The 24,608-nt window shown below is 71.5% G+C and carries 17 protein-coding genes; 5 read left to right on the top strand and 12 right to left on the bottom strand.

Features of this window, described 5'->3' with window-relative positions; translation table 11 throughout:
• Positions 1-13: 13 nt before the first annotated feature.
• The 9 genes from gatB to ACTJI1_RS18030 form a co-directional block, all read right to left on the bottom strand.
• Positions 14-1,534: an Asp-tRNA(Asn)/Glu-tRNA(Gln) amidotransferase subunit GatB gene (gene gatB / locus ACTJI1_RS18070; RefSeq protein WP_440743699.1), complete on the bottom strand. Its 1,521-nt coding sequence runs from the start codon at positions 1,532-1,534 to the stop codon at positions 14-16.
• On the bottom strand, positions 1,534-3,081 hold the full coding sequence (gene gatA / locus ACTJI1_RS18065) for an Asp-tRNA(Asn)/Glu-tRNA(Gln) amidotransferase subunit GatA (RefSeq protein ID WP_310128901.1): 1,548 nt from the start codon (positions 3,079-3,081) through the stop codon (positions 1,534-1,536). Before gatA ends, gatB begins: the two co-directional genes overlap by 1 nt.
• Positions 3,082-3,087: 6 nt before the next feature.
• Complete coding sequence (gatC, locus tag ACTJI1_RS18060; protein WP_440743698.1) at positions 3,088-3,399, bottom strand: Asp-tRNA(Asn)/Glu-tRNA(Gln) amidotransferase subunit GatC; 312 nt, start codon at positions 3,397-3,399, stop codon at positions 3,088-3,090.
• 80 nt (positions 3,400-3,479) lie between these two features.
• Positions 3,480-5,321 carry an alkaline phosphatase family protein gene (locus tag ACTJI1_RS18055; RefSeq protein ID WP_440743697.1) on the bottom strand — a complete coding sequence of 614 codons (1,842 nt, stop codon included), beginning with the start codon at positions 5,319-5,321 and terminating at the stop codon, positions 3,480-3,482.
• Positions 5,322-5,376: 55 nt separating this feature from the next.
• Entirely contained in the window at positions 5,377-6,636 is a 1,260-nt protein-coding gene (locus ACTJI1_RS18050; RefSeq protein WP_440743696.1) for an alpha/beta hydrolase, read from the bottom strand.
• Between the two features lie 275 nt (positions 6,637-6,911).
• Positions 6,912-9,170: an NAD-dependent DNA ligase LigA gene (ligA, locus tag ACTJI1_RS18045; RefSeq protein WP_440743695.1), complete on the bottom strand. Its 2,259-nt coding sequence runs from the start codon at positions 9,168-9,170 to the stop codon at positions 6,912-6,914.
• Between the two features lie 37 nt (positions 9,171-9,207).
• A complete protein-coding gene (locus ACTJI1_RS18040; protein ID WP_310128893.1) occupies positions 9,208-9,849 on the bottom strand; it encodes a YrhK family protein in 642 nt (213 codons plus the stop codon).
• Positions 9,850-9,953: 104 nt separating this feature from the next.
• Positions 9,954-11,054 carry a tRNA 2-thiouridine(34) synthase MnmA gene (mnmA, locus tag ACTJI1_RS18035; RefSeq protein WP_440743694.1) on the bottom strand — a complete coding sequence of 367 codons (1,101 nt, stop codon included), beginning with the start codon at positions 11,052-11,054 and terminating at the stop codon, positions 9,954-9,956.
• 181 nt (positions 11,055-11,235) lie between these two features.
• Positions 11,236-12,411 (bottom strand): cysteine desulfurase family protein, encoded by a 1,176-nt coding sequence (locus ACTJI1_RS18030; protein ID WP_440743693.1) that lies wholly within the window; start codon positions 12,409-12,411, stop codon positions 11,236-11,238.
• A 48-nt stretch (positions 12,412-12,459) separates the two neighbouring features.
• Here ACTJI1_RS18030 and glgX point away from each other — a divergent pair, with 48 nt between their 5' ends.
• From glgX to ACTJI1_RS18015, 3 genes are read left to right on the top strand one after another with little or no spacing between them, the layout of a single operon-like run.
• Positions 12,460-14,559, top strand: a complete 2,100-nt coding sequence (glgX, locus tag ACTJI1_RS18025; RefSeq protein ID WP_440743692.1) for a glycogen debranching protein GlgX — start codon at positions 12,460-12,462, stop codon at positions 14,557-14,559.
• Positions 14,559-15,047, top strand: a complete 489-nt coding sequence (gene ybaK / locus ACTJI1_RS18020; RefSeq protein WP_440743691.1) for a Cys-tRNA(Pro) deacylase — start codon at positions 14,559-14,561, stop codon at positions 15,045-15,047. Before glgX ends, ybaK begins: the two co-directional genes overlap by 1 nt.
• On the top strand, positions 15,044-15,538 hold the full coding sequence (locus ACTJI1_RS18015; RefSeq protein ID WP_440743690.1) for an N-acetyltransferase family protein: 495 nt from the start codon (positions 15,044-15,046) through the stop codon (positions 15,536-15,538). The genes ybaK and ACTJI1_RS18015 overlap by 4 nt, the downstream gene beginning before the upstream one ends.
• Before the next feature lie 110 nt (positions 15,539-15,648).
• Here ACTJI1_RS18015 and glgP read toward each other — a convergent pair whose 3' ends face one another.
• Positions 15,649-18,222: an alpha-glucan family phosphorylase gene (gene glgP / locus ACTJI1_RS18010; protein ID WP_440743689.1), complete on the bottom strand. Its 2,574-nt coding sequence runs from the start codon at positions 18,220-18,222 to the stop codon at positions 15,649-15,651.
• A 262-nt stretch (positions 18,223-18,484) separates the two neighbouring features.
• On the opposite strand from glgP, the gene ACTJI1_RS18005 reads away from it, so the two are divergent.
• Both ACTJI1_RS18005 and glgB read left to right on the top strand, forming a co-directional pair.
• On the top strand, positions 18,485-20,446 hold the full coding sequence (locus ACTJI1_RS18005; RefSeq protein ID WP_440743807.1) for an alpha-1,4-glucan--maltose-1-phosphate maltosyltransferase: 1,962 nt from the start codon (positions 18,485-18,487) through the stop codon (positions 20,444-20,446).
• Positions 20,447-20,512: 66 nt separating this feature from the next.
• On the top strand, positions 20,513-22,720 hold the full coding sequence (glgB, locus tag ACTJI1_RS18000; RefSeq protein WP_440743688.1) for a 1,4-alpha-glucan branching protein GlgB: 2,208 nt from the start codon (positions 20,513-20,515) through the stop codon (positions 22,718-22,720).
• A gap of 21 nt (positions 22,721-22,741) precedes the next feature.
• Here the strand turns inward: glgB and ACTJI1_RS17995 are convergent, their stop codons facing one another.
• Positions 22,742-23,527, bottom strand: a complete 786-nt coding sequence (locus ACTJI1_RS17995) for an SDR family oxidoreductase (protein WP_440743687.1) — start codon at positions 23,525-23,527, stop codon at positions 22,742-22,744.
• 64 nt (positions 23,528-23,591) lie between these two features.
• On the bottom strand, positions 23,592-24,566 hold the full coding sequence (locus ACTJI1_RS17990; protein ID WP_440743686.1) for a tetratricopeptide repeat protein: 975 nt from the start codon (positions 24,564-24,566) through the stop codon (positions 23,592-23,594).
• Positions 24,567-24,608: the final 42 nt, after the last annotated feature.

The following is a 24,608-nucleotide window of genomic DNA, read 5'->3' as shown; positions in this document are numbered from 1 at the left end:
GGACCGCTGTTCTTTACTCGGCGGGGGTCGCGCTCGCGCGCTCCAGCACCAGCTCGCGGACGCGGGCCGCGTCGGCCTGGCCGCGCATCGCCTTCATGACGGCTCCGATGACCGCACCGGCGGCCTGGACCTTGCCGTCGCGGATCTTCGCGAGCACGTCCGGCTGGGAGGCCAGCGCCTTGTCGATCGCCGCGATCAGGGCGCCGTCGTCGGAGACCACGGCGAGGCCGCGGGCGTCGACGACCTGCTGCGGGTTGCCCTCGCCGGCGATGACACCCTCCAGGACCTGCCGGGCCAGACGGTCGGTCAGCGTGCCCGCGTCGATCAGCGCGGCCAGTTCGGCGACGTGCTGCGGGCTGACGAGCGTGCCGGCCGGGACGTTCTGCGCGTTGGCCAGGCGGGCGATCTCGCCGGTCCACCACTTGCGGGCGGCCGCAGGGGACGCGCCGGCGGCGATGGTCGCCTCCACCTCGTCGAGCAGGTCGGCGTTGGCGACGTCCTGGAACTCGAGGGCGGTGAAGCCCCACTCGGCGGTCAGCCGCTTGCGGCGCAGCGACGGCTGCTCGGGCAGCGTGCCACGCAGCTCCTCGACCCACTCCCGGCTCGGGGCCACCGGCACGAGGTCGGGTTCCGGGAAGTACCGGTAGTCGTCGGCGTCCGACTTCGGGCGGCCGGCGCTGGTGGTGCCGGTGTCCTCGTGCCAGTGCCTGGTCTCCTGCACGATCGTGCCGCCGGCGTCGAGGATCGCCGCCTGGCGCTGGATCTCGTACCGCACGGCGCGCTCGATGGAACGCAGCGAGTTGACGTTCTTGGTCTCGGTGCGGGTTCCGAGCTCCGTCGAGCCGCGGCGGCGGAGCGAGACGTTCGCATCGCAGCGGACGTTGCCCTCCTCCATGCGCGCGTTGGAGACGCCGAGCGCCTTCACGATGTCGCGGATGGCGCGCACGTAGGTGCGGCCCACCTCCGGAGCGTCCGCCTCGGCGCCCTCGATGATCTTGGTGACGATCTCGACCAGCGGCACGCCGCCGCGGTTGAAGTCGACCAGCGAGTAGTCGGCGCCCTGGATGCGGCCGGTGGCGCCGCCGACGTGCGTCAGCTTGCCCGCGTCCTCCTCCATGTGCGCGCGCTCGATCTCGATGGTGAGCTCGCGTCCGTTCTCCAGCTCGATCGTGATCGCGCCGTCGTGGGCGATGGGCTCGTCGTACTGCGAGGTCTGGAAGTCCTTCGCGAGATCCGGGTAGAAGTAGTTCTTGCGCGCGAACCGGCTCGACTCGGCGATGTCGCAGCCGAGGGCGAGACCGAGGCGGATGCTCGACTCGATCGCCTTCTCGTTCACCTGCGGCATGCCGCCCGGGAGGCCGAGGCAGGTCGGGCAGGTGTTCGTGTTGGCGCCGGAGCCGAACTCGTTGGCGCAGCCGCAGAACATCTTGGTCTTCGTGTTCAGCTCGACGTGGACCTCGAATCCGAGGACCGGCTCGAACAGCTCCAGAGCCTTGTCGTAGTCCATCAGCTTCTGCGCGGTGGCGTTCGCCATCAGACCGCTCCCTCTTCGCTCGCGAACATCTCGGTGGCGCTCAGATCGGGCGCCTGGCTGAGCAGCGTGCCGCCCCACTTCTCCTCCAGCAGGCGCTCCAGCGCCGCGCCGTAGGTGTAGAGGCGGGCGTCCGCGCGGGCGGGCGCCATCAGCTGCATGCCGACGGGCAGGCCGTCCTCGGGCGCGAGCCCGATCGGCAGGCCCATGCCCGGGACCCCGGCGAGGTTCGCCGGGATGGTGGTGATGTCGTTGAGGTACATCGCCATCGGGTCGTCGATCTTCTCGCCCAGCTTGAACGCGGTGGTGGGCGCGCTCGGGCTGACCAGCACATCCACCCTCTCGAAGGCGGCCTGGAAGTCGCGCTGGATGAGCGTGCGCACCTTCTGGGCGCTGCCGTAGTAGGCGTCGTAGTAGCCGGCGCTCAGCGCGTAGGTGCCGAGGATGATGCGGCGCTTGACCTCGGGGCCGAAGCCCGCGTCGCGCGTGGCCGCCATGACTCGCTCGACCGTGACCGGCGGGTCGGAGGGGTCGACGCGGAGGCCGAAGCGGACCGAGTCGAAGCGCGCCAGGTTGCTGGACGCCTCGGCCGGCAGGATCAGGTAGTAGGCCGACACGGCGTACTCGAAGCTGGGGGCGCTCACCTCGACGATCTCGGCGCCGGCGGACTCCAGCAGGGCCAGCGCCTCGTCGAAGCGCTGCTTCACCCCGGCCTGGAAGCCGTCGCCCGCGATCTCGCGGATGACGCCGACACGGACGCCGGAGAGGGCTCCGTCGCGGAAGCCGGCGCGCGCGGCGTCGGCCATCGACGGCCAGGTGTCCGAGAGCGACGTCGAGTCGAACGGGTCGTGCCCGGCGATCACGTCGTGCAGGAGGCCCGCGTCCAGCACCGAGCGGGACACCGGCCCGACCTGGTCGAGCGAGCTGGCCAGCGCGATCGCGCCGTACCGGCTGACGCCGCCGTAGGTCGGCTTCACGCCGACCGATCCGGTCACGGCGGCGGGCTGGCGGATCGAGCCGCCGGTGTCGGAGCCGAGGGCCAGCGGCGCCTCGAACGCGGACACCGCAGCGGCCGAGCCGCCGCCGGAGCCGCCCGGGATGCGCTCGAGGTCCCACGGGTTGCGCGTCGGGCCGTAGGCGGAGTGCTCGGTGGAGGAGCCCATCGCGAACTCGTCCATGTTGGTCTTGCCGAGCGGCACGAGGTCGGCCTCGCGCAGCTTGCGGACGACGGTCGCGTCGTACGGCGGCAGCCAGCCCTCGAGGATCTTCGACCCGGCGGTGGACGGCATGTCCTGCGTGGCGAGCACGTCCTTGATCGCGATCGGGACGCCGGCGAGCGGGCCGAGCGGCTCGCCCGCCGCCCGGCGGGAGTCGATGTCGGCGGCGGTGCGCAGCGCGGCGTCGCCCGCGACGTGGAGGAAGGCGTGCACATCGGCGTCGACGGACTCGATGCGGTCGAGGTGCGCGCGGACGGCCTCCACGGAGGAGACCTCGCCGGCGGCGAGGCGGGTCGCCAGCTCGGAGGCGGCGAGACGGGTGAGGTCGGTCATCGGGCGTTACTCCTCGTCCAGGATGGTCGCGACCTTGAAGCGGTCGCCCTCACGGGCCGGGGCGCCGGACAGCGCCTGCTCGACGGTCAGCGACGGGCGCACCTCGTCGCTGCGGAAGACGTTCGTGAGCGGCAGCGGGTGGCTGGTCGCGGGCACGTCGGGCCCTGCCACCTCCTGGACCTTGGCGACGGACTCGACGATCTGGCCGAGCTCCTTCGTGAGGCTCTCGAGCTCTTCCGGGCTGAGGTCGATCCTGGCGAGGTTCGCCAGGTGCGCGACCTGTTCGGCGCTGATGTCGCCTGCGCTGGTTTCAGACAAGGTGCGTCTCCGTGGGATTCGGTGAGATGGGGGCGCGCTCGCGATCGCGAGGCCGCCGTATCGATTCTAGGGCGAGGACTCTAGGACGAGCCGAACAGTCCGTGTCCCAGCCGGGCCACGGCCTGGTACGCCTCCTTGTAGGTGCGCGGCACGGATGCGCCGGGCTCGCCGTAGCGGGCCATGAGGAGGCCGACGAGGCCCACGCCGGGCGGGCTGAGCGGCCGGTCCTCGTCCTCGGGCGCGGGCGCGTCCGCCTCCGGGTTCGCGGGCAGGTACTGCGGATGCGTGTCCGGCCACGTGCCGGGCTGCCGCGGGGTGGTGCGGTTGATCGCATTGTCGATGGTGTGTGCGCCCCGATCACGCTCGGTGAGGTGCTTCATCCGGAACTTCCGGCACAGCGTCGCGATCGCCGCGGCGTGGTGCATCTCCTCGTGGATGATCGTGTTGCGCTCGGTGTAGGCCGAGATCGCGATCGCCGGTACGCGGACGCCGAGCCGGTCGAACGCGAAGCCGTTCTCCCCCGGTCCGCTGTCGTCGGGCGGCGTCGCCGGCCCCGGCGGCACATGGTCGTACGTGCCGCCGTGCTCGTCGAAGGTGACCAGCAGCATCGTGTTGAGCGCGTTCGAGCCGGTCGCACTGCGGGAGGAGCGGATGGCCGAGTACACGCGGTGCAGCAGCAGGTCGCCGGCCCGGACGTCGGAGATCGCCCCGCCGACGACCTCGCCGCCGTCGACGTCCGCGGCGGTCATCGGGCCGCCCGGCGGGTGCATGTCGTTGTGGTCGTAGAGCAGCCGCGGCTCGACGAACGCGTAGTCCGGGAGGGTGCCCTCCGCCACATCCACGTAGAACTGCGACATCGTGCGGAAGTGCGACTTCCAGTACGGCTGCAGGGCGGGAGCGTGGATGAAGCCGGTCAGCGAGATGAGCTGGCGGTCGTCGTAGTAGACGCGCCAGCTGCGCCCCGCCTCCTCCAAGCGGTTGAAGATCGTGGGCGCGTCGTTCTTCGGGTCGAACCACTTGCGCAGGCCCTCCGCCCCGCCGTTGTCGACGTAGCCGTGCGAGGTGGACGCGTTGAAGAACGAGCGGTTGCAGAACGTCTGTGACGGGACGGCGCAGTGCCAGTCGTCGTACACGGCGAACTGGCGGGCCAACGTGGAGAAGACCGGCAGCATGTCCGGGCTGAACCCGCCCATCACCCGGCGGTAGTCGTCGAGCGCGGGCTCGCGGCCGGTGTCCTTGCGCAGCACGCCGACGTAGTCGCGGACGAATCCGCGCATGGTCGGGCGCGCGCCCGGTTTCGGCGCGTTGTAGGGCGGCTGCAGCTCACGCAGCCGCTCGTCGGCGTTCGACGGCGGGTCGACGACCTCGTAGAGCTGCGTATTGACCCGAGGGTAGACCTCGCCCGGGTCGGGCGACGGCTGCCGCATCACGAAGTCCGTCGTCCCCTGGTACACGTGGGCCGGGATGTCGGGGCCGCCGGCCGGGTCCGGGTTGCTGTAGTCGCCGAAGGCGAGACCCTCGAACCGGGCGCCCCTCGGCAGCGTGTCCTCGTCGTAGAGGCGGCCGAGCAGGTTGTCGAAGGAACGGTTCTCGTACATGAGCACGACGAGGTGATCGAAGCCCGGTCCGCCGCCGCGCGGGGGCAGCGGCGGGTACTCCTCGCCGGACTCGTCCGCCGTCGGCGACGACGAGCCGGCGGCCGCGCCGAACGAGGCGCCCGCAGCGCCCCCGGCCGCGCCGCCCGCGACGGCGCCCGCCGCGACGAGACCCGCGCCCTTCAGGAACGCTCTACGGCTGGCGCCGCGCGCCGCAGCGCCACCCGCCGCAGCGTCACCCGTCGCAGCGCCACGCGCCGCAGCGTCGTCGGCGACGTCGTCGTGCCCGGCACCCTGCTGAGCGCTCCGGTCGTCGTCCTGTCGCATCCCCTCCATTATGGGACGCGGCGCCGACACCGGCTCCGGCGCCCTGGGGCCAGGCTCAGCGGGCGGAAGCGGTCTGAACGGTCGAGCCGCCCGATCCACCGCCCGTGAGGACGAGATCGCCGCGGTCGATGCCGATCATCGCGAGGTTGCGCATGCACTCCGTGCCCGCGGTGAAGTACTCGTTGTGACCGGACGATCCGGAGAGCGAGGCGCCGGTGAGGGGGTCCGTGGCGCCGTCCACGCCCATCCGCTGGGCGCCGTAGGCCGGCGACCCGGGGTCGCTCCCGAAGAAGGCGCTGTCGACGATCGGATCGAGCGGCGCCTCGCCGACGAAGACGTTGCCGCCGGTGACCGACAGCCCGGCGACCGACTGCGCGGCGCTTCCCGGCGAGCCCATCAGCGCGAGCGCATCCACCGACACCGAATGCCGTTCGAGAGCCATCAAGGCGGCGGTGGAGCCGTAGGAGTGGGCGAAGAGGCTCAGGTACGGCTGATCGGCTCCACGGAGGGCGCGGATGCCCTCCAGCGTGCGCTCCAGGCTATCGGCGCCCTGGGTGGCGAGCGCCGTGCCGCCGATGTTGGTGAGGACGGGCGTCTGGTAGCCGATCCAGGCGACGACGGCCACGCCGGGAGCGCCGCCGTTGCCGCGCGGGCCCAGCACCCGGCGCAGGAAGCCGGTCTGCAGGTCGTACTGCTCCTGTGCCACCTTCGCCCAGGCCTCGATCTGCTCGCCGACCGACATGTACATGCCCGGCACCAGCACGCTGACGTAGTGCGCCGTGCTGAGGTCGCCGACGACGATGGCCGCTTTGGCGTCGGGCGACGGGTCGAGCGAGACCAGCGTCCGCTTCACCCCGTCGTGCTTCGAGAGGGACTTCGAGACGTTGTCCAGCGTCTTCAGCTGGCGCTGGAGCGCGACGCGCTCGGTGCGGCCGTGCTCGGACTTCAGCGTCGACGTCACCCGCGAGATGGTCTGCGTGAGGTCGATGGTGTTGGCGCGGCCGCGGACGTCGTACGGAACCCCCTCGAGGTTGCCCACGACGTGCGGCGCCGCCTGGATGAGCATCTTCTGCTTGGCCGGGTCGATGAGCTTCCACAGCCTGCTCACGTCGGCGGGGGCCGGATGCTGCTTCAACAGGTTCTCGAGCTTCGCCCGGTTGGCGTCGATGAACGACGGCAGCGCCGACGCCTCGATTCCGCTGACGGCGGAGAGCACCGAGGCGGATGCGCCACCGCCCGTGGGGGCCGTCGGCACGTCGGACACCGAGCCGGAGACCGCGGCAGGAGCGGAGGACACCGCCGCCGTGATCGACATCGAGGGCGCGGGAGCGGCATCCGCAGGCAGCACGAAGACCCCGGTCAGTCCGGAGACTACCGAGGTAACAGTGAGTACAGCTGCAAAGCCGACCAGCACTCCGTCCGGGTCCCTCCGAGAGCGAGCGAGCTAAGCCCTATGCATGTGCGGCGCGTGCGCCCGGGGGAGCGCACGTCTTGACTCTACCCATGAATGGGTGGCGGACGGCGGGCCGTTCTACCCCCGATTCAGGGGGAGAATTCGAATCCTGTCCACAGGATGACGGACCGAGAGACTCATGCGTCGAGCGCTGCGGGCCCCTGCTCGACCAGGATGCGGAACTGAGCCGCATCGATCACCCGCACGCCGAGCTCCTCCGCCTTGGCCAGCTTGGAGCCCGCGCCCGGTCCGGCGGCGACGAAGTCCGTCTTCTTGGACACGCTGGATGCCGCCTTGCCGCCGGCCGCGATGATCGCCTCCTGGGCACCCTCGCGCGTGTAGCCGTCGAGCGAGCCGGTGGCCACGACGGTCAGGCCGGCGAGCACTCCCCCGGCCTCGTCGGCATGACCCGGTCCCGGGTGGCCGGGCGTCGCGAACTGCACGCCGTCCGCCGCCCATCTCTCCACGATCTCGCGGTGCCAGTCCACCTCGAACCAGGCCAGCACGGCGTCCGCGATGATGCCGCCGACACCATCCACCGCGGCCAGCTCATCGCGCGACGCGGACCGGACCGCGTCGAGCGACCCGAAGTGGTTGGCGAGGGCACGCGCCGCCACCGGCCCCACGTGCCGGATGTTCAGCGCGACCAGGATGCGCCACAGCGGCTTCTCCCGCGCCGTCGAGAGATTGCTCAACAGCTCGACAGCGCTCTTCGAGGGGACGTACAGCTCGTTCCCGGCGAAGACTTCGCCGTCCGGCTCGAACGGCCCGTCCTTCTTCTGCCGCCGACGGCGGAACGGGGTGTCTACCTTCTCCTCCCCCGAGTCGGTCAGTTTCGGCAGGCCCGTCTCCGAATCCCGCACTACGACCTCGATCGGGAACAGGTCGGCCAGGGTCAGCCCGAACAGCCCCGCCTCGGTCGGGAGCGGCGGCGTCTCCGGGAACCGCGGCTGCGTCAGCGCGGCGGCCGCGACCTCCCCGAGGGCCTCGATGTCGAGGGCGCCGCGGGAGCCGATGTGCTCGACGCGCCCGCGCACCTGGGCCGGGCAGAACTCGGCGTTCGGGCAGCGCAGGTCGATGTCGCCCTCTTTCGCCGGCGCGAGCTTGGTGCCGCACTCCGGGCAGTTCTCGGGCATGACGAACTCGCGCTCAGTACCGTCGCGGAGCTCGACCACCGGGCCCAGCACCTCCGGGATCACGTCACCGGCCTTGCGCAGCACCACGGTGTCGCCGATCAGCACGCCCTTGGCCTTCACGACCTCCTGGTTGTGCAGGGTGGCCTGGCGAACCTCCGAACCGGCGACCCGCACCTTCTCCATCACCGCGAACGGCGTCGCGCGACCGGTGCGGCCCACGCTGACGACGATGTCGAGAAGCTTCGTGTTCACCTGCTCCGGCGGGTACTTGTAGGCGATGGCCCAGCGGGGTGCACGGCTGGTGGCGCCGAGCTCGTCGTGCAGCGCCAGCTCGTCCACCTTGATGACGATGCCGTCGATCTCGTGCTCGACCGCCCCGCGGTGCGCGCCGTAGTACTCGATGAACTCGTCGACCTTCTTGACGTCATCGACAACCCGGTAGTGCGTGGAGGTCGGGAGCCCCCAGCCCTTCAGCAGCTCGTAGATCTTCGACTGCGCGTCGACCGGCGGGTTCTGCCATGCCCCGATTCCGTGCACCAGCATGTGCAGGCGGCGCAGCCGGTTGCGCATCAGCTCGAGCTGCGCCGGGTTCTTGCCCTCGGCCTTCTGCCGGAGCGAACCGCTGGCCGCGTTGCGCGCGTTCGCGAACACGCGCTCGCCCGCCTCCTGCTGGTGCGCGTTCAGCTCCTCGAACTCCGCGACCGGGAAGAACACCTCGCCGCGGACCTCGACGAGCGCGGGCGGCTCGTCGGTGGCCAGCCGGTTCGGGATGGCGGGGATCCAGCGGATGTTCTCCGTCACGTCCTCCCCCACGACCCCGTCGCCCCGGGTCGCGGCCGAGACCAGCACGCCGTTCTCGTAGCGGAGGTTGATGGCGAGGCCGTCGATCTTCAGCTCGCAGAGGTAGTCGACGCGACGGCCGGCGTCGCGCTCCACGCGCGCCGCCCACGCTTCGAACTCCTCCAGCGAGAAGACGTTGTCGAGGCTCAGCATCCGCTCGGCGTGCTCCACCGGCGCGAACAGCGTCGTCTGCGCCCGGCCGCCGACGGTCTGGGTGGGGCTGTCCTGCGACTGCACTTCGGGATGCAGCCGCTCCAGCTCTTCGAGGCGCCGCATCATGCGGTCGTACTCCTCGTCGCTGACGAGCACCGTGTCGCGCTCGTAGTACGCGTCGCGCAACTCCAGGATGCGCGTCGTCAGCTGCTGCGCCTCGGCCCGCGCGTCGGCGGACTGGTCGTCGGTCGTCGTCTCGATCGCCACATCCTCAAGCTTATTCGGGACCCCCGACGCCGGGAGGTCAGGCCGTCCGCACCCGCACCGGGATCGACCTCCGGCTGAGCACCGCCGCCACGAGGAAGCAGGCGGCGCCGAGGAACGTGCCCAGGTTCGCCCAGAGCAGGCTGACCGGGTCCCCGCTGTCCGGGATCGTGTACGCGCCGACGGCGGACAGGGCGAAGAGCACCGACCCGAACAGGTTCAGCCAGGTGCCGTGCCAGGTGCGCGCCCGCGGGTCCCAGAGCCGCTCCCGGTCGACGGTCGCCGCGACGGCGAGGCCGCTGGCGATGAGGAAGCAGATGGACCCGAACGCGTCAGGCCGCCAGCCGTCGCCGACCCGCGCGGAACTGTTCGCCGCGACGATCAGCGCCTCGGTCGTGCTGACGTTGAAGAACAGGGTGCCGAGGAACTGCACGGCGGCCGCCCACCAGTCGTACCGGTCCGGCCTGCTGCCGCCGGTGCGGGGCGGTCGCCGGCCGCTCAGGGCGAGCTGAATGAACGCAGCGGCCGTGAAGAAGAGCGCACCGACGAAGAAGGTGAGATCGGTCGCGACCGCGCCGACGGCGAGCTGGTAGGCCGGGACGGCGCCGACGAGGAAGAACAGCGAGCCGATGGCGAAGCCCCATGCCTCGCGCCTCAGTCGGATCGCCTTCTCAACCGGCATGCTCGGAGCCTAGAGGCCGGAGCGGCTCGTGGGCAGGCAGGAGTTCGCGCGCAGTGCGCGGTGCAGTGCGCGGTGCGTTGCGCGGTGCAGCGGCCCTCGGGAGGTCAGACCGGGACGGCGGAGACCGTGCGGTCGATCGTGGTCTGGCCGAGCACGCGGGTGCCGACGTAGACGACCGCCGTCTGACCGGGCGCGACCCCGTTCAGCGGCACATCCGGCCGAACGACCAGCTCGCCGTCGCGCACCTGCGCCACCGCGGGCACCGGATCCGCGTGGGCGCGGATCTGCACCTCGCACGCGAACGGAGTCTCCGGCTGCGCGGGAGGAAGGCCGGCCCAGGTGAAACGCGAACCGGCGATCTCGGCGATGTCGAGCGCCTCCCGCGGACCCACCACGACCTCGTTCTCCTTCGGCCGCACCTCCAGCACGAACCGCGGGCGTCCATCCGGCGACGGGTATCCCACGTTCAGTCCCTTGCGCTGCCCCACGGTGTACGCGTGCGCGCCCTCGTGGGTGCCGAGGCGGTTGCCTTCGCGGTCCACGATGTCGCCGGTCGCCGTGCCGACCCGCTCGGCCAGCCAGCCGCGGGTGTCGCCGTCCGGGATGAAGCAGATGTCGTGCGAGTCGGGCTTGTTCGCGACACTCAGGCCGCGCGCGGCCGCCTCGGCGCGCACCTCCGCCTTGGACGGCGTCGCGCCCAGCGGGAACATCGCGTGAGCCAGCTGCTCGGAGGTCAGCACGCCCAGAACGTACGACTGGTCCTTCGCCCAGGCGCTGGCCCGGTGCAGCTCGCGATTGCCCTCGGCGTCCGTGACGATCGCCGCGTAGTGCCCGGTGCAGACGGCGTCGAACCCGAGGTCGAGCGCCTTCTCGAGCAGCGCCGCGAACTTGATGCGCTCGTTGCAGCGCATGCACGGGTTGGGGGTGCGTCCGGCGGAGTACTCGGCGATGAAGTCGTCGACGACGTCGAGCTTGAAGCGCTCGGAGAAGTCCCACACGTAGTACGGGATGCCGATGATGTTCGCCGCGCGCTGGGCATCCATCGAGTCCTCGATCGTGCAGCAGCCGCGGCTGCCGGTGCGCAGCGTCCCCGGCATGCGCGAGAGCGCCAGGTGCACTCCGACGACGTCGTGCCCCGCCTCGACGGCGCGCGCCGCCGCCACCGCGGAGTCCACCCCCCCGCTCATCGCCGCCAGAACCTTCACCCCGCGATTCTACCCGGCGCTCGCCGCACGCTCCGCGGGGCGACATTCGTGCCGAATGCAGGCTCAGGACGCGGGAGAGGCGACATTCGTGCCGAATGCCCGCCCACCGTCCCTGCGACATTCGTGCCGAATGCCGGCTCAGGAGGCGCGAGAGGCGACATTCGTGCCGAATGCGCGGGCGCTAGCGCCCCAGGCGCGGCGCGCGCTCGGCGAGGCCGGCGCGCGACGCCTGCTCGTAGGCGGCGGGCAGCGCCGCGAGCAGCGCATCCACGTCGGCCTCGGTGGAGGTGCGGCCCAGCGTGAACCGCAGTGCCCCGCGCGCCTCGTCCTCGCCGCGGCCCATCGCGAGCAGCACGTGCGACGGCTCCGGGATGCCCGCCTGGCACGCCGACCCCGTCGAGACGGACACGCCCGCCATGTCGAGCAGGAACAGCAGCGAATCGCCCTGCGCGCCGGGGAACACGAAGTGCGCGTTCCCCGCCACACGTTCCGGCCCCGGCTCCGGCCCGGACAGCACCGCTTCCGGCACCGCTGCGCGCACGCCGCGGATCAGCCGGTCGCGCAACGCGGACACTCGCGCGGTCTCCACGGACAGTTCCGCGGCCGCGGCCTGCGCCGCGACGGCGAACGCCACCGCCGCCGCCACGTCCTGCGTCCCGCTGCGCACCTGGCGCTGCTGGCCGCCGCCGTGGATGAGCGGAACAACGGTGGATGTACGGCTCAGCACGAGGGCGCCGATACCGACCGGCCCGCCGATCTTGTGGGCCGAGACGCTCAGCGCATCCACCCCGAGGGCCGCGAAATCGATCGGCAGGTGCCCGTAGGCGGCGACCGCGTCGACGTGCACCGGGACGCCCGCATCCCGCGCCACCGCGGCGAGCGCCTCGACGGGCTGAACCGTCCCGACCTCGTTGTTGACCGAGAGGAACGTCAGCAGCGCCGCGTCCGCCGGCACGTGACCCGGCACGACGATCCGCCCGTCCGCGTCGAGCGGCAGCCAGGACGGCTGCGCCCCTTCCGCGCGCTCCAGCCACTCCACCGTGTCCACCGTGGCGTGGTGCTCGCCCCCGGGAACGAGGATGCGGGGGCGCGACACGCCGTCGTTGCGCGCCCAGAACATCCCCTTGATCGCGAGGTTGATCGCCTCGGTGCCGCCCGAGGTGAAGACGACCTCGATCGGGTCGGCCCCGAGCGTCGCCGCGACCCGCTCGCGCGCCTCCTCGAGCATCCGCCGCGCCTGCTGCCCCTGGCTGTGGATGCTGGAGGGGTTGCCGACGACGCCCATGGCCTCGGTGTAGGCGGCGATCGCCTCCGGGCGCATCGGCGTGGTGGCGGCGTGGTCCAGGTAGACCGGCACGGGGTCCTCCGAAGCTGAGTCCGAGCGTGTGTCACTACTCTAGATCGCATGACCTCGACCGATCCCCTGCGCAACCTGGGCGTCCGTGTCGGGCCGCACGGGGGTGAGCTCCGGGTCTTCTCCGCCAATGCCGATGCGATGGAGCTGTGCCTCTTCGACGCGGCCGACCCGAACTGGATGGTCAAGGCGGTCCCGATGACCCGGGATGCGAACGGCGTGTGGGTGGGCCGCTCGCGGTCGCTGACGGTCGGCACCCGCTACGCCGTGCGTGTGTCGGGCCCGAACGCGCCCGCGAACTCGTTCGACCCGGAGGCTCTGCTCATCGACCCGTACGCGCGCGGTCTCGTGCGCGTCGGCTCGGAGGGCTGGCGCTCGGTCGTCGTCGCCGACGGCTTCGACTGGGGCGAGGCGCGCAAGCCCGGCACGGAGCTCGACCGGACCGTGATCTACGAGGCGCACGTCAAGGGCATCAGCAAGCTGAACCCCGACATCCCGGAGGAGCTGCGCGGCAGTTACGCCGGGCTGGCTCACGAGTCCACTATCCGCTACCTCAAGGAGCTGGGCGTCACCGCCGTCGAGCTGCTCCCGGTGCACGCGTTCGTGTCCGAGCAGCGCCTCATCCAGGAGGGGCTCACCAACTACTGGGGCTACAACACCCTCAACTTCTTCACCCCGCACATCCCCTACGCCTCGCGCGCCGCGCAGGCCGCCGGGCCCGAGGCGGTGCTCGCCGAGTTCAAGGGCATGGTGAAGCTGCTGCACCTCGCGGGGATCGAGGTGATCCTCGACGTCGTCTACAACCACACGGCCGAGGAGGGCATGGAGGGTCCGCGCACCAGCTTCCGCGGCATCGACAACGCGACCTACTACCGGCACGACGACACCGGGGCGTACATCGACGTGACCGGATGCGGCAACACCGTCGACTTCGGGAACCCCGTCCCCCAGCGGCTCGTGCTCGACTCGCTGCGCTACTGGGCGAACGAGATGCAGATCGACGGGTTCCGGTTCGACCTCGCCGCGACGCTGGGCCGCGGGACCGACGCCTCGTTCCACCGCGACCATCCCCTGCTCGTCGCCGCGCAGTCGGACCCGGCGCTGCAGGGCGTAAAGCTGATCGCCGAGCCGTGGGATGTGGGGCTCGGCGGCTGGCAGACCGGCAACTTCCCGGGCCCGACCGGCGACCACGCCGGATGGTCCGAATGGAACGACCGCTACCGCGACCGCGTCCGCAACTTCTGGCTGGCCGACATCGCCGAGGCGCGCCGCAACGGGCAGGCGCCGGTCGGCATCGGCGGATTCGCGACCCGGCTCGCCGGGTCGTCGAACACGTTCTCGCCGGACCGCGGCCCGCTCGCCTCCGTCAACTTCGTGACCGCGCACGACGGCTTCACGATGGCCGACCTCACCGCCTACGACGTCAAGCACAACCTCGGCAACGGGGAAGGCAACCGGGACGGCACCGACAACAACCGGTCCTTCAACCACGGGGTGGAGGGTCCGACGCACGACGAGGGCATCCTGCTGGCGCGCGCCAAGGCTATCCGGAACCTGATGGGCACCCTGCTGCTCTCGGCCGGTGTGCCGATGATCACCGCGGGCGACGAGTACGGGCGCAGCCAGCGCGGCAACAACAACGCCTACTGCCAGGACAGCGAGCTGACCTGGCTGAGCTGGCTGCGCACGCGGGAGCAGCGGGAGCTGTACGAGACCACCAAGCGGCTGCTGCAGTTGCGCCGCGAGAACCCGGCCCTGCGCCCCGTCCGCTACGCGGTCTCCGGCCAGACCACGCCGAACGCCAGCCACATGGACTGGTACGACGCCACCGGTCAGCGGATGGACGACGAGGACTGGAACTCGCCCGAGAACCGCACCCTCCAGTATCTGGCGGCGTCGACCCCGGTCACCGAGGAGTTCAACCGCATCCTGCTCATCGTGCACGGCGTGGAGGACGACGTGGAGGTGTCGCTGCCCGTGGCGCCCGGCGTCACCTCGTACCAGCTGCTGTGGGATTCGGCGACCGAGGTCCCGATCACGGAGGAGCCGACCGAGTTCGCCCCCGGGACCACACGGCTGGTCGGCGGCACGTCGATGCAGCTCTACCGGGCGAGCGGCCCGCGGGTGGAGGAGCCGGAGGCGACGGTCTGATGGCGCGGCCGAAAGCGGCGGCGGGAACCCCGGCGACGGTCGCGCTGACCGCGGCGGGCATCCCGTTCGCCGCGCATCCGTACGAACACGACCCGGCGGCGCCGTCGTTCGGCCTGGAGGCCGCCGAGGCGCTGGGCGTCGAGCCGGACCGGGTCTTCAAGACACTGCTCGCCGACACGGACCTCGGGCTCGTAGTCGGCGTCGTGCCGGTCACCGGGATGCTCGACCTCAAGGCGCTCGCGGCATCCGTCGGCGCGAAGCGTGCGTCAATGGCGGACCCGGCCGTCGCGGAGCGCCGCACCGGCTACGTCGTCGGCGGCATCAGCCCGATCGGCCAGAAGACCCGGCACGTCACCGTGGTGGACGAGACGGCGCAGCTCTTCGACACCGTCTTCGTCTCGGGCGGAAAGCGGGGCTTCGACATCGAGCTCGCGCCCGCCGACCTCCTCGCCGCGACGGGCGCCGCGTACGCGCCCATCGCCAAGTGACCGTCCCGGGCGCCGTGACCGTGCGGCCCGCGACGGTCGACGACGCGCACGCCATCGCCGTCGTCCACATCGGCGCCTGGCGGGAGGCCTACGCCGGTCACATGCCCGCCGAGTTTCTGGCCCGGATGGACGTGGAGCAGAGTGCCCGGAACTGGACGGCCATCCTGGAGCGCGGCGACACGGACGCCTTCGTCGCCGAACGCGACGGCGAGGTGATCGGCTGGGCGACCGCCGGCTCCGGCCGCGACGACGACCGGCCGCGCCCCCGCGAACTCGAGGGCATCTACATCCTGGCGAAGGCCTACGGCTCGGGAGCCGGTCAGCAGCTGCTGGACGCCGCCATCGGCGACGCGCCCGCCTACCTCTGGGTGCTCGACGGCAACCCCCGAGCCGAGGCCTTCTACCGCCGCAACGGCTTCACCCGCGACGGCGCGACGTCCTCCCACCCCGCCGGCTCCGCCACCCTCCCCACGGTCCGCCTGACCCGCTGACCCCGCTCCCCCACGCCCACGCCCGCGCCCCTCCGTCGAGTACACGAAAAGTGCACGCGACACGCCGGTTCAGCGTGCACTTTTCGTGTACTCGACGGAGGGGGCGGGGGTCAGGAGGCGGCGGCGACGAGGCCGAGTTCGGCGGGAGTGAGCAGGAGGTCGTTGACCGGGACCACGCGGACCGTGTAGCCGAACGAGCCGGCCCAGCCGAGACGGACCGTGCCGACGAACTCGTGCGGCACGGACGCGTCGTGGGTGCCCGGCACGCTGTCATCGACGGTGAGGGCCCGGCGGTGCACGTCGACCAGCTCGTCGCCGTCCTGGCTGCGGCCGTAGACGACCTGCACCTCGACGTCGCCCGGCTCCAGCCCGTTGAGGTTGACGAGGGCGCGGACGTGCAGCTCGTCTCCCACCTGCGGCACCGCATCCACCCCGCCCGCGTCGACGTGGGCGACGGCGACACCCGGCCAGGCCGCCTCCACGCGCTGCTTCCAGTCGGCCAGCGACCGGGCGTCGGCGAAGTCGTTCTCGGTGAGCCGGTTCTCGTAGCCGGCCGCGGGCAGGTAGAGCCGCTCGACGTACTCGCGCACCATCCGCTCGGCGGACAGCGGCGACGACAGGGTCGACAGCGTGTGACGGATGCGCGACACCCAGGCGGTCGGCACACCGTCGCCGTCGCGGTCGTAGAACCGCGGCGCGATCTGGTGCTCGATCAGGTCGTACATGGCCTCGGCCTCGAGCGCGTCGCGCTCCGCGCCGTCGCCGGCCGCGTCGGCGGACGGGATCGCCCAGCCGTTCTCGCCGTCGTAGAACTCGTTCCACCAGCCGTCGAGGATCGACAGGTTGAGCGCCCCGTTGAGCGCCGCCTTCATGCCCGACGTGCCGCAGGCTTCGAGCGGCCGCAGCGGGTTGTTCAGCCAGACGTCCGTGCCCGGGTAGAGCAGCTGCGCCATGCCGATGTCGTAGTCCGGGAGGAACACCATCCGCTCGCGGATGTCGGCCTCCGAGGCGAACTGCACCAGCTTCTGGATGAGGCGCTTGCCCTCGTCGTCGGCGGGATGCGACTTGCCCGCGATCACGAACTGCACGGGACGCGCGGGGTTGGTGAGGATCCTCCGCAGCCGCTCCGGGTCGTGCAGCATCAGCGTGAGCCGCTTGTACGTGGGCACGCGCCGAGCGAAGCCGATGGTGAGGACGTTCGGGTCGAGCAGGTCGCTCATCCACGCCGGCGCGATCCCGCCCGGGTTCTGCTCCTCCCACGCCGCCGCGAGACGGCGCCGCGCATCCTGCACCAGCTGCTCCCGCATCCGGTTGCGGACGCCCCACAGGTCGATGTCGGTCACCGCCGACGAGTTCGCCCAGTCGGCGTGCGTGGTGTCCTCGGTGCCGAGCCGCTCGAGCGCGAGCGCACGCAGCATCGGGTCGGTCCAGGTGGGCGCGTGGACGCCGTTGGTGACGGAGTCGATCGGCACCTCCTGCGGGTCGAATCCCGGGTACAGCCCGTTGAACATGTGCCGGGAGACGTCGCCGTGGAGCTTCGACACGCCGTTCGCGTGCTGGCCCAGCCGCAGTCCCATCACGGCCATGTTGAAGACGTCCGGCGACCCGCCCGGGTAGTCCTCCGCGCCGAGCGGGAGCACCTGGTCGGGCGTCACGCCCGGCAGCAGCGAGGTCGAGAAGTACCGCTGGACCAGCGACCGGTCGAACCGGTCGATGCCCGCGGGCACCGGCGTGTGCGTCGTGAACACGGTTCCCGCCCGCACCACCTGCAGCGCCTGGTCGAAGGTCAGGCCCTCGCCGATCAGGTCGGAGATGCGCTCGAGTCCCAGGAACCCGGCGTGCCCCTCGTTGGTGTGGAACACCTCCGCCTCGGGGGCGCCGGTGAGGTCGGTCCACGCCTTGACCGCGCGGACGCCGCCGATGCCGAGCAGCAGCTCCTGGAGGAGGCGGTGCTCGCCGCCGCCGCCGTACAGCCGGTCGGTGACCGAGCGCAGACGCTCCTCGTTGTCCGGGATGTCGGTGTCGAGCAGGAGCAGCTTGACGCGGCCGACAGCGGCCTGCCAGATGCGGGCGTGCAGCACGCCGTCCGGGAGCGCGAGCGAGACCTGCACGGGCGTGCCGTCCGGGTTCCGGAGGACGCTCAGCGGCAGCCCGTCCGGGTCGAGGACCGGGTAGCTCTCCAGCTGCCAGCCGTCGGGCGTGATCGCCTGCGAGAAGTAGCCGGAGCGGTAGAACAGGCCGGCGGCGACCAGCGGGACGCCGAGGTCGCTCGCCGCCTTCAGGTGGTCGCCGGCGAGGATGCCGAGACCGCCGGAGTACTGCGGCAGGGTCGCCGCGATGCCGAACTCGGGCGAGAAGTAGGCGATGGTCTGCGGCGCGCCGTCGCCGAGCGACTGGTACCAGCGCGGCTCGCTGAGGTACGAGTGCAGGTCGTCGCGGATGTGGTTCGCCCATTCGACGTATCCGGGATCCGCGGCGAGCTCGGCGAGCCGCGACGGCTCGACGGCGCCCAGGAGCGCGATCGGATCGTGCTTGACCTGCTGCCACAGTTCGGGCGAGATGCGGGCGAACAGCTCCTTGGTGGGCTCATGCCAGGACCAGCGGAGGTTGCCGGCGATCTCCTCCAATGCGGAGAGGTTTTCAGGGAGGACGGCTCGGACGGTAAATCGACGGATGGCCTTCACTCGGTCCACTGTAAACGAGCCTCATGACGCGCGGGTTAATGAGTGTACGTTCGGGAGCGTGGTGAAGAACGCAGCGACCAGGTCAGCAGCCGCAGCGCCCGAGGCGGCCACGGCGACATCCCCCCAGGCCGTGACGCCTGCGGCGGGCACGAAGTCACGGGGCAAGCAGGCGACCCCGCCGGCACCGGTGGCCCAGCCGCCTGCCGCCGCGGCGCCCAGCGAGAGCGAGCCGTACGAGCCCCTGCTCCCCCGCATCCCGATCCTGGAGCTCTCGCCCCAGGTCGACGAGGGGCTGTGGGCGGCGACGGCGTTCAGCGGGGAGGTGATCCCGTTCCGTGCGACCGCCTTCCGCGAGGGGCACGACAAGATCGGCGTGGACCTCCTGCTGCTCGACCCCTCCGGCCGGCAGACCGAGCACCACATGCGTCCGCTCACCCCCGGCACGGACCGCTGGGAGGTGGAGGTCCAGCTCGAGCAGACCGGGCTCTGGCGCTACCGCGTGCAGGCGTACGCCGACGAGTACGCCACCTGGCGGCACAACGCCGAGGTCAAGGTGCCCGCCGGGATCGACGTCGACCTGATGCTGCGGATGGGTCACGACCTGCTCGTGACCGCCTCCAAGGACAAGCGCCGCAGCACCGCCGAGCGGCGTCACCTCTCCGAGGCCGCCAAGGTCGTCGCGGACGAGAAGCGGACGGTCGACGAGCGGTTCCAGGCGTCGGTGGATGCGCGCATCCAGCAGGTGCTCACCGAGCGCCCCGTGGTCAGCCTGCCGTCGCTGTCGCCCACCCGGGCCATCCAGGTCGAGCGCACCCGCGCCGGTGTGGGCAGCTGGTACGAGTTCTTCCCGCGGTCCGAGGGCGCCAAGAAGCTGCCCGACGGGTCGTGGCAGTCCGGCACGTTCCGCACTGCGGCCAAGCGCCTCCCCGAGGTCGCGGCGATGGGCTTCGACGTCGTCTACCTCCCCCCGATCCACCCGATCGGCCGCACCTTCCGCAAGGGTCCGAACAACACGCTCGACGCCGGCGAGAACGACCCCGGCTCGCCGTGGGCCATCGGCAGCGCCGAGGGCGGCCACGACGCCATCCACCCGGACCTCGGCACGGAGAAGGACTTCACGTTCTTCCTCGGCAAGGCGAAGCAGGCCGGCCTCGAGGTGGCCCTCGATCTCGCCCTGCAGGCGTCGCCCGACCACCCGTGGGTGACGACGCACCCGGAGTGGTTCACCACCCTCCCGGACGGCACGATCGCCTACGCGGAGAATCCGCCGAAGAAGTACCAGGACATCTACCCGATCAACTTCGACAACGACTACGAGGGGCTGCGGCAGGAGGTGCTGCGCATCGTGCGGCACTGGATGTCACTCGGCGTGCGCATCTTCCGCGTCGACAACCCGCACACCAAGCCGCTGCACTTCTGGGAGTGGCTGATCCACACGGTCAACGCGACCGACCCGGATGTGGTCTTCCTCGCCGAGGCGTTCACGCGGCCGGCGCTCCTGCGCACCCTGGCGAAGGCCGGGTTCCAGCAGTCGTACACGTACTTCACGTGGCGGAACACGAAGGAGGAGCTGGAGGAGTTCCTCGACTCCCTCGCGCACGAGACCGCCGACTACCTGCGGCCGAACCTGTTCGTGAACACCCCGGACATCCTCACCGAGTACCTGCAGTTCGGCGGCCAGCCGGCCTTCAAGATCCGGGCGGCCATCGCGGCGACCGCGGCGCCCACCTGGGGCGTCTACTCGGGCTACGAGCTCTTCGAGAACGTCGCCCGGCCGGGAGCGGAGGAGTACATCGACAACGAGAAGTACGAGTACCGCCCGCGCGACTACGCCCGCGCCCAGTCGCAGGGCCGCTCGCTGGCCGGCTACCTGACCATGCTGAACAGCGCGCGCAGCGAGCACCCGGCCCTCCGGCAGCTGCGGAACCTCAGCATCCACTGGAGCGACGACGACAGCATCCTCGTGTACTCGAAGTACCTCGACGGCCGCTTCACCCGGAGCGGCAAGGCGGATGCTGTGATCGTCGTGGCCAACGTCGACCCGCACTCGGTGCGCGAGACGATCGTCCACCTCGACCCGACCGCCTTCGGCATCCCCGTCGGCGCGCAGTTCGAGGTGAAGGACCGGGTGACGGGGCAGCGCTGGACGTGGGGCACGGACAACTACGTCCGGCTCGACGCCTTCACGGAGCCCGTCCACATCCTGTCCGTCCGCCCGCTCTGACCGCCCGAACGAGACCCACCGCCCGAACGAGACCCACCGCCCGCACGAGAACCGAGGAGTAGCACCATGTCCCCCATTCCCGAAGGCGCGGCCGCCGTCGACCTGCCGACGCTCGACGACACCCTGCTCGCCACCATCGCCGCAGGCAGCCACCACGACCCGCACTCCGTGCTGGGCCAGCACCAGGTCGCGGCCCCCGGCGTCGCCGACCCGGTGACCGTCATCCGGGCGCTCCGCCCGCTCGCCACCGAGGTCTTCGCGGTGCTCGCCAACGGCGCCCACGTCGAGCTCGGCCACCTCGGCCACGGCGTCTGGCAGGGCGTCGACATCACCGGCCCCGGCGCCTACGAGATCGAGGCCCGCTACGAGGACGGCAGCACCTGGACCGCGGACGACCCGTACCGGTTCCTGCCCACCATCGGCCAGCTCGACCTCCACCTGATCGGTGAGGGACGCCACGAGACGCTCTGGACGGCGCTCGGCGCCCACGTGCGCGACCTCGGCGGCGTTGTCGGCACCTCCTTCACCGTCTGGGCGCCGCACGCCCGCGCTGTCCGGGTGGTCGGGAACTTCAACGGCTGGGACGGCACGCTGCACGGGATGCGCAACATGGGCGCCTCCGGCGTCTGGGAGCTGTTCGTCCCCGGCATCGGCGAGGGCGAGATCTACAAGTTCGACCTGCTCGCGCAGGACGGCCGCTGGGTGCGCAAGATCGACCCTCTCGCCCAGTTCGCCGAGGTGCCGCCCGCGACTGCCTCCAAGATCACGGTGAGCCGCCACGACTGGGCGGACGACGAGTGGATGCAGCAGCGCGCGCAGACGGACCCGCACGCGGGCCCGATGAGCATCTACGAGCTCCACTTCGGCTCCTGGCGCCCCGGCCTCGGGTACCGCGAGGCGGCGGACCAGCTGATCGACTACGTCGGCGCCCTCGGCTATACGCACGTCGAGTTCCTGCCGCTCGCCGAGCATCCCTTCGGCGGGTCGTGGGGCTACCAGGTCACCGGCTACTACGCCCCGACCAGCCGGTTCGGCTCCCCCGACGACCTCAAGTACCTGATCGACCGGCTGCACCAGGCCGGCATCGGCGTCATCCTCGACTGGGTGCCCGGTCACTTCCCCAAGGACGACTGGGCGCTCGCCCGCTACGACGGGCAGCCGCTCTACGAGCACCCGGACCCGCGGCGTGGCGAGCACAAGGACTGGGGCACGTACATCTTCGACTACGGCAACTCGCAGGTGCGGAACTTCCTGGTCGCCAACGCGCTGTACTGGCTGGAGGAGTTCCACGTCGACGGCCTCCGGGTCGACGCCGTGGCCTCGATGCTCTACCTCGACTACTCGCGCAACGACGGAGAGTGGGAGCCGAACATCCACGGCGGCCGCGAGAACCTCGAGGCGATCGGGTTCCTGCAGGAGGTCACGGCCACCGCGTACAAGCGCAACCCCGGCACCGTGATGATCGCCGAGGAGTCCACCAGCTACCCCGGCGTCACCGCCCCCACCTCGTCCGGCGGCCTCGGCTTCGGTCTGAAGTGGAACATGGGCTGGATGCACGACGCCCTGCAGTACATCCACCAGGACCCGATGTACCGCGGCTACCACCACAGCGAGATCACCTTCTCGTTCGTGTACGCGTGGAGCGAGAACTTCCTCCTGCCGATCAGTCACGACGAGGTCGTGCACGGCAAGGGCTCGCTGCTGACCAAGATGCCCGGCGACCACTGGCAGCAGCTCGCCAACGTGCGGGCGTTCCTCGCGTTCATGTGGGCGCATCCCGGCAAGCAGCTGCTCTTCATGGGGCAGGAGTTCGGCCAGCCGTCGGAGTGGAGCGAGGAGCGCGGGCTCGACTGGTGGATCCTCGACCAGCCGGCCCACCAGGGCCTCTGGAACCTGGTCTCCCAGCTCAACGCCGTGTACCGCGACAACCCGCAGCTGTGGGCCCTCGACAACGACCCCGCCGGCTTCGAGTGGCTGGACGGCTCGGACGCCCAGGGCAACGTGCTCGCGTTCCTGCGCAAGGACCGCGACGGCGAGCCGATCGCGATGCTGTTCAACTTCTCCGGCAACCCGCACAGCGGCTACCGGATGGGGCTGCCGTTCGCGGGCGAGTGGGAGGAGCTGCTCAACACGGACGCCGAGGCGTACGGCGGTTCCGGCGTCGGCAACCTCGGTGCGGTCACCGCGGTGGACGAGCCGTGGATGGGCCGCCCGGCATCGGCGGTGCTGACGCTGCCGCCGCTCGGGGCGCTCTGGCTCAAGCCCCGGCGCTGACCGCTCCGCCGTCGACGGCCCTCAGCCGCGCGAGTCGATCCAGGCCGCGTAGCCGAGGCCGTCGACGGCGTGCTCGGGAACCAGGTTGCGGCCCGCCCGCCAGGTGGACCCGAGCGCGCCGCCCAGCCGGACGGGGAGGATGTAGCGGCGGGTCCCGCTGGCCTGCTTCCACTGCTCGGCGAGCGAGCGGGCCGTCTCGACCTGCGGACCGCCGACGTGGATGACGCTGTCGGGCTCCCCCGTGCCCTCGGCGGCGTCGACCAGCACCCGGGCGACGTCGGTCACCGCGATCGGCTGGAAGCGGGTGCCGGTCGGCGCGAGCAGGGCGCCCATCGGGCGTCCGCGGTCGAAGATGGCGGTGACGAAGTCGTGGAACTGGGTGGCGCGGACGATCCGCGTGTCGAGCGCCGAGTCCAGGTACGCCCGCTCCTGGGCCGCCTTCGCCCGGTAGTAGCCGTACGAGGAGTGGTCGACGCCCACGACGGAGAGCAGCACCGCCCGGTGCACGCCGAAGCGCGCGGCGGTGTGGACGAGGTTCTGCGCACCCGTCGCGAAGACGTGCGCGGCCTGCTTGCCGACCGCGTTGCTGGTGTCGACGACGACGTCGACACCGTCGACCGCCTCCTCCAGCCCGTCGCCGGTGACCAGGTCGGCCGTGACGTAGGCGGCGCCGGCGACGTACTCGTCGGCGTCGTCGTCGGGCACGCGGCGGGCGGCCACGACGACCTCGTGCCCGCGGTCGATCGCTTCAGCGGTGACGGCGCGCCCGGCCAGGCCGGTGCCTCCGACGACGAGCACACGGGACATGCGCGATCACTCCTGAGCGAGAGTCGAGTGGGGGGAGCCGCCGACCGCCGCCCGGAGAGCGGGCTCAGTACAGCAGCGAGGCCAGCCTAGCCCGCGCCTTGCCCACGCGGGGGTCGTCCACACCCACGATCTCGAAATACTCGAGCAGCCGCGTCCGCACCGCCTCCTTGCCCGCGGCGTCGAGCGACGGGAACACGGTGAGCAGGCGGTCGAACGCGTCGTCGACGTGCCCGCCGGAGATGTCGAGGTCGGCGACGCCGAGCTGGGCGTCCGCGTCGCGCGGCGCCTCCGCGGCGGCGCTCCGGAGCTCGTCGGCCGTGTGGCCGGCCAGGCGCGCGAGCAGGCTGACCTGCGCGAGACCTGCGGCCGCCATCGTGTCGCGGGGATCCTGCGCCAGAGCGGTCCGGTAGGCGCGGATCGCACCCTCGTAGTCGCCGCGCTCGATCGCGTCGTAGGCCTCCGCGTGCAGCGGCGGCAGCGGGGGCTCCGGTGCGGCCTCTGCGGCTCCGTCCGGCTGCTCGGCGGCGTGCGCGCCGCCCTCCACGGCCACCGTGTCGGTGACGCCGTTCTGCGCGGCCAGCTGCAGCAGCTGCTCGAACACGTCGCGCAGCTGCTCCTCCGGGACGACGCCCGAGAACAGCTGCACCGGACGGCCGGCGATGAGGGCGGCCACGGTCGGCACCGCCTGCGCCTGGAACGCCTGGGTGAGCTGCGGGTTCGCGTCCACGTCGATGCGGACGACCACGAGCCGGCCGCCGAAGCCGCCGACGACGCGGTCGATCACGGCGGAGAACTGCGCCGACTGCTCGGCGCGCGCGGTGACCAGATCGACCACGACGGGGACGCGCATCGACAGGTCGATGAAGTCGTTGAAGTTCGCGTCCGTGCCCTCGAAGTAGAGGCTCGGCAGCGTCAGCTCGCCTCCCACGGCCGGCTGGCCGGACGCGCCGCCGTCGGCCGACGGCGCGGGCCGGTTGACGAGGGAACTCAGGTCGACGGCCCCGCGCAGGTTGGTGGGCGGGGGCGGGACGTTGCTCATTGATCCTCCTGACGTGCGGGCTGCGGCACGAGAATCAAGGAT

This window comes from Leifsonia sp. 22587, assembly GCF_052044215.1.
Lineage (GTDB): Bacteria > Actinomycetota > Actinomycetes > Actinomycetales > Microbacteriaceae > Leifsonia > Leifsonia shinshuensis_C.
The sequence above is the reverse complement of the archived record's forward strand: the minus strand, read 5'-3'. Positions and strand labels throughout refer to the sequence as shown.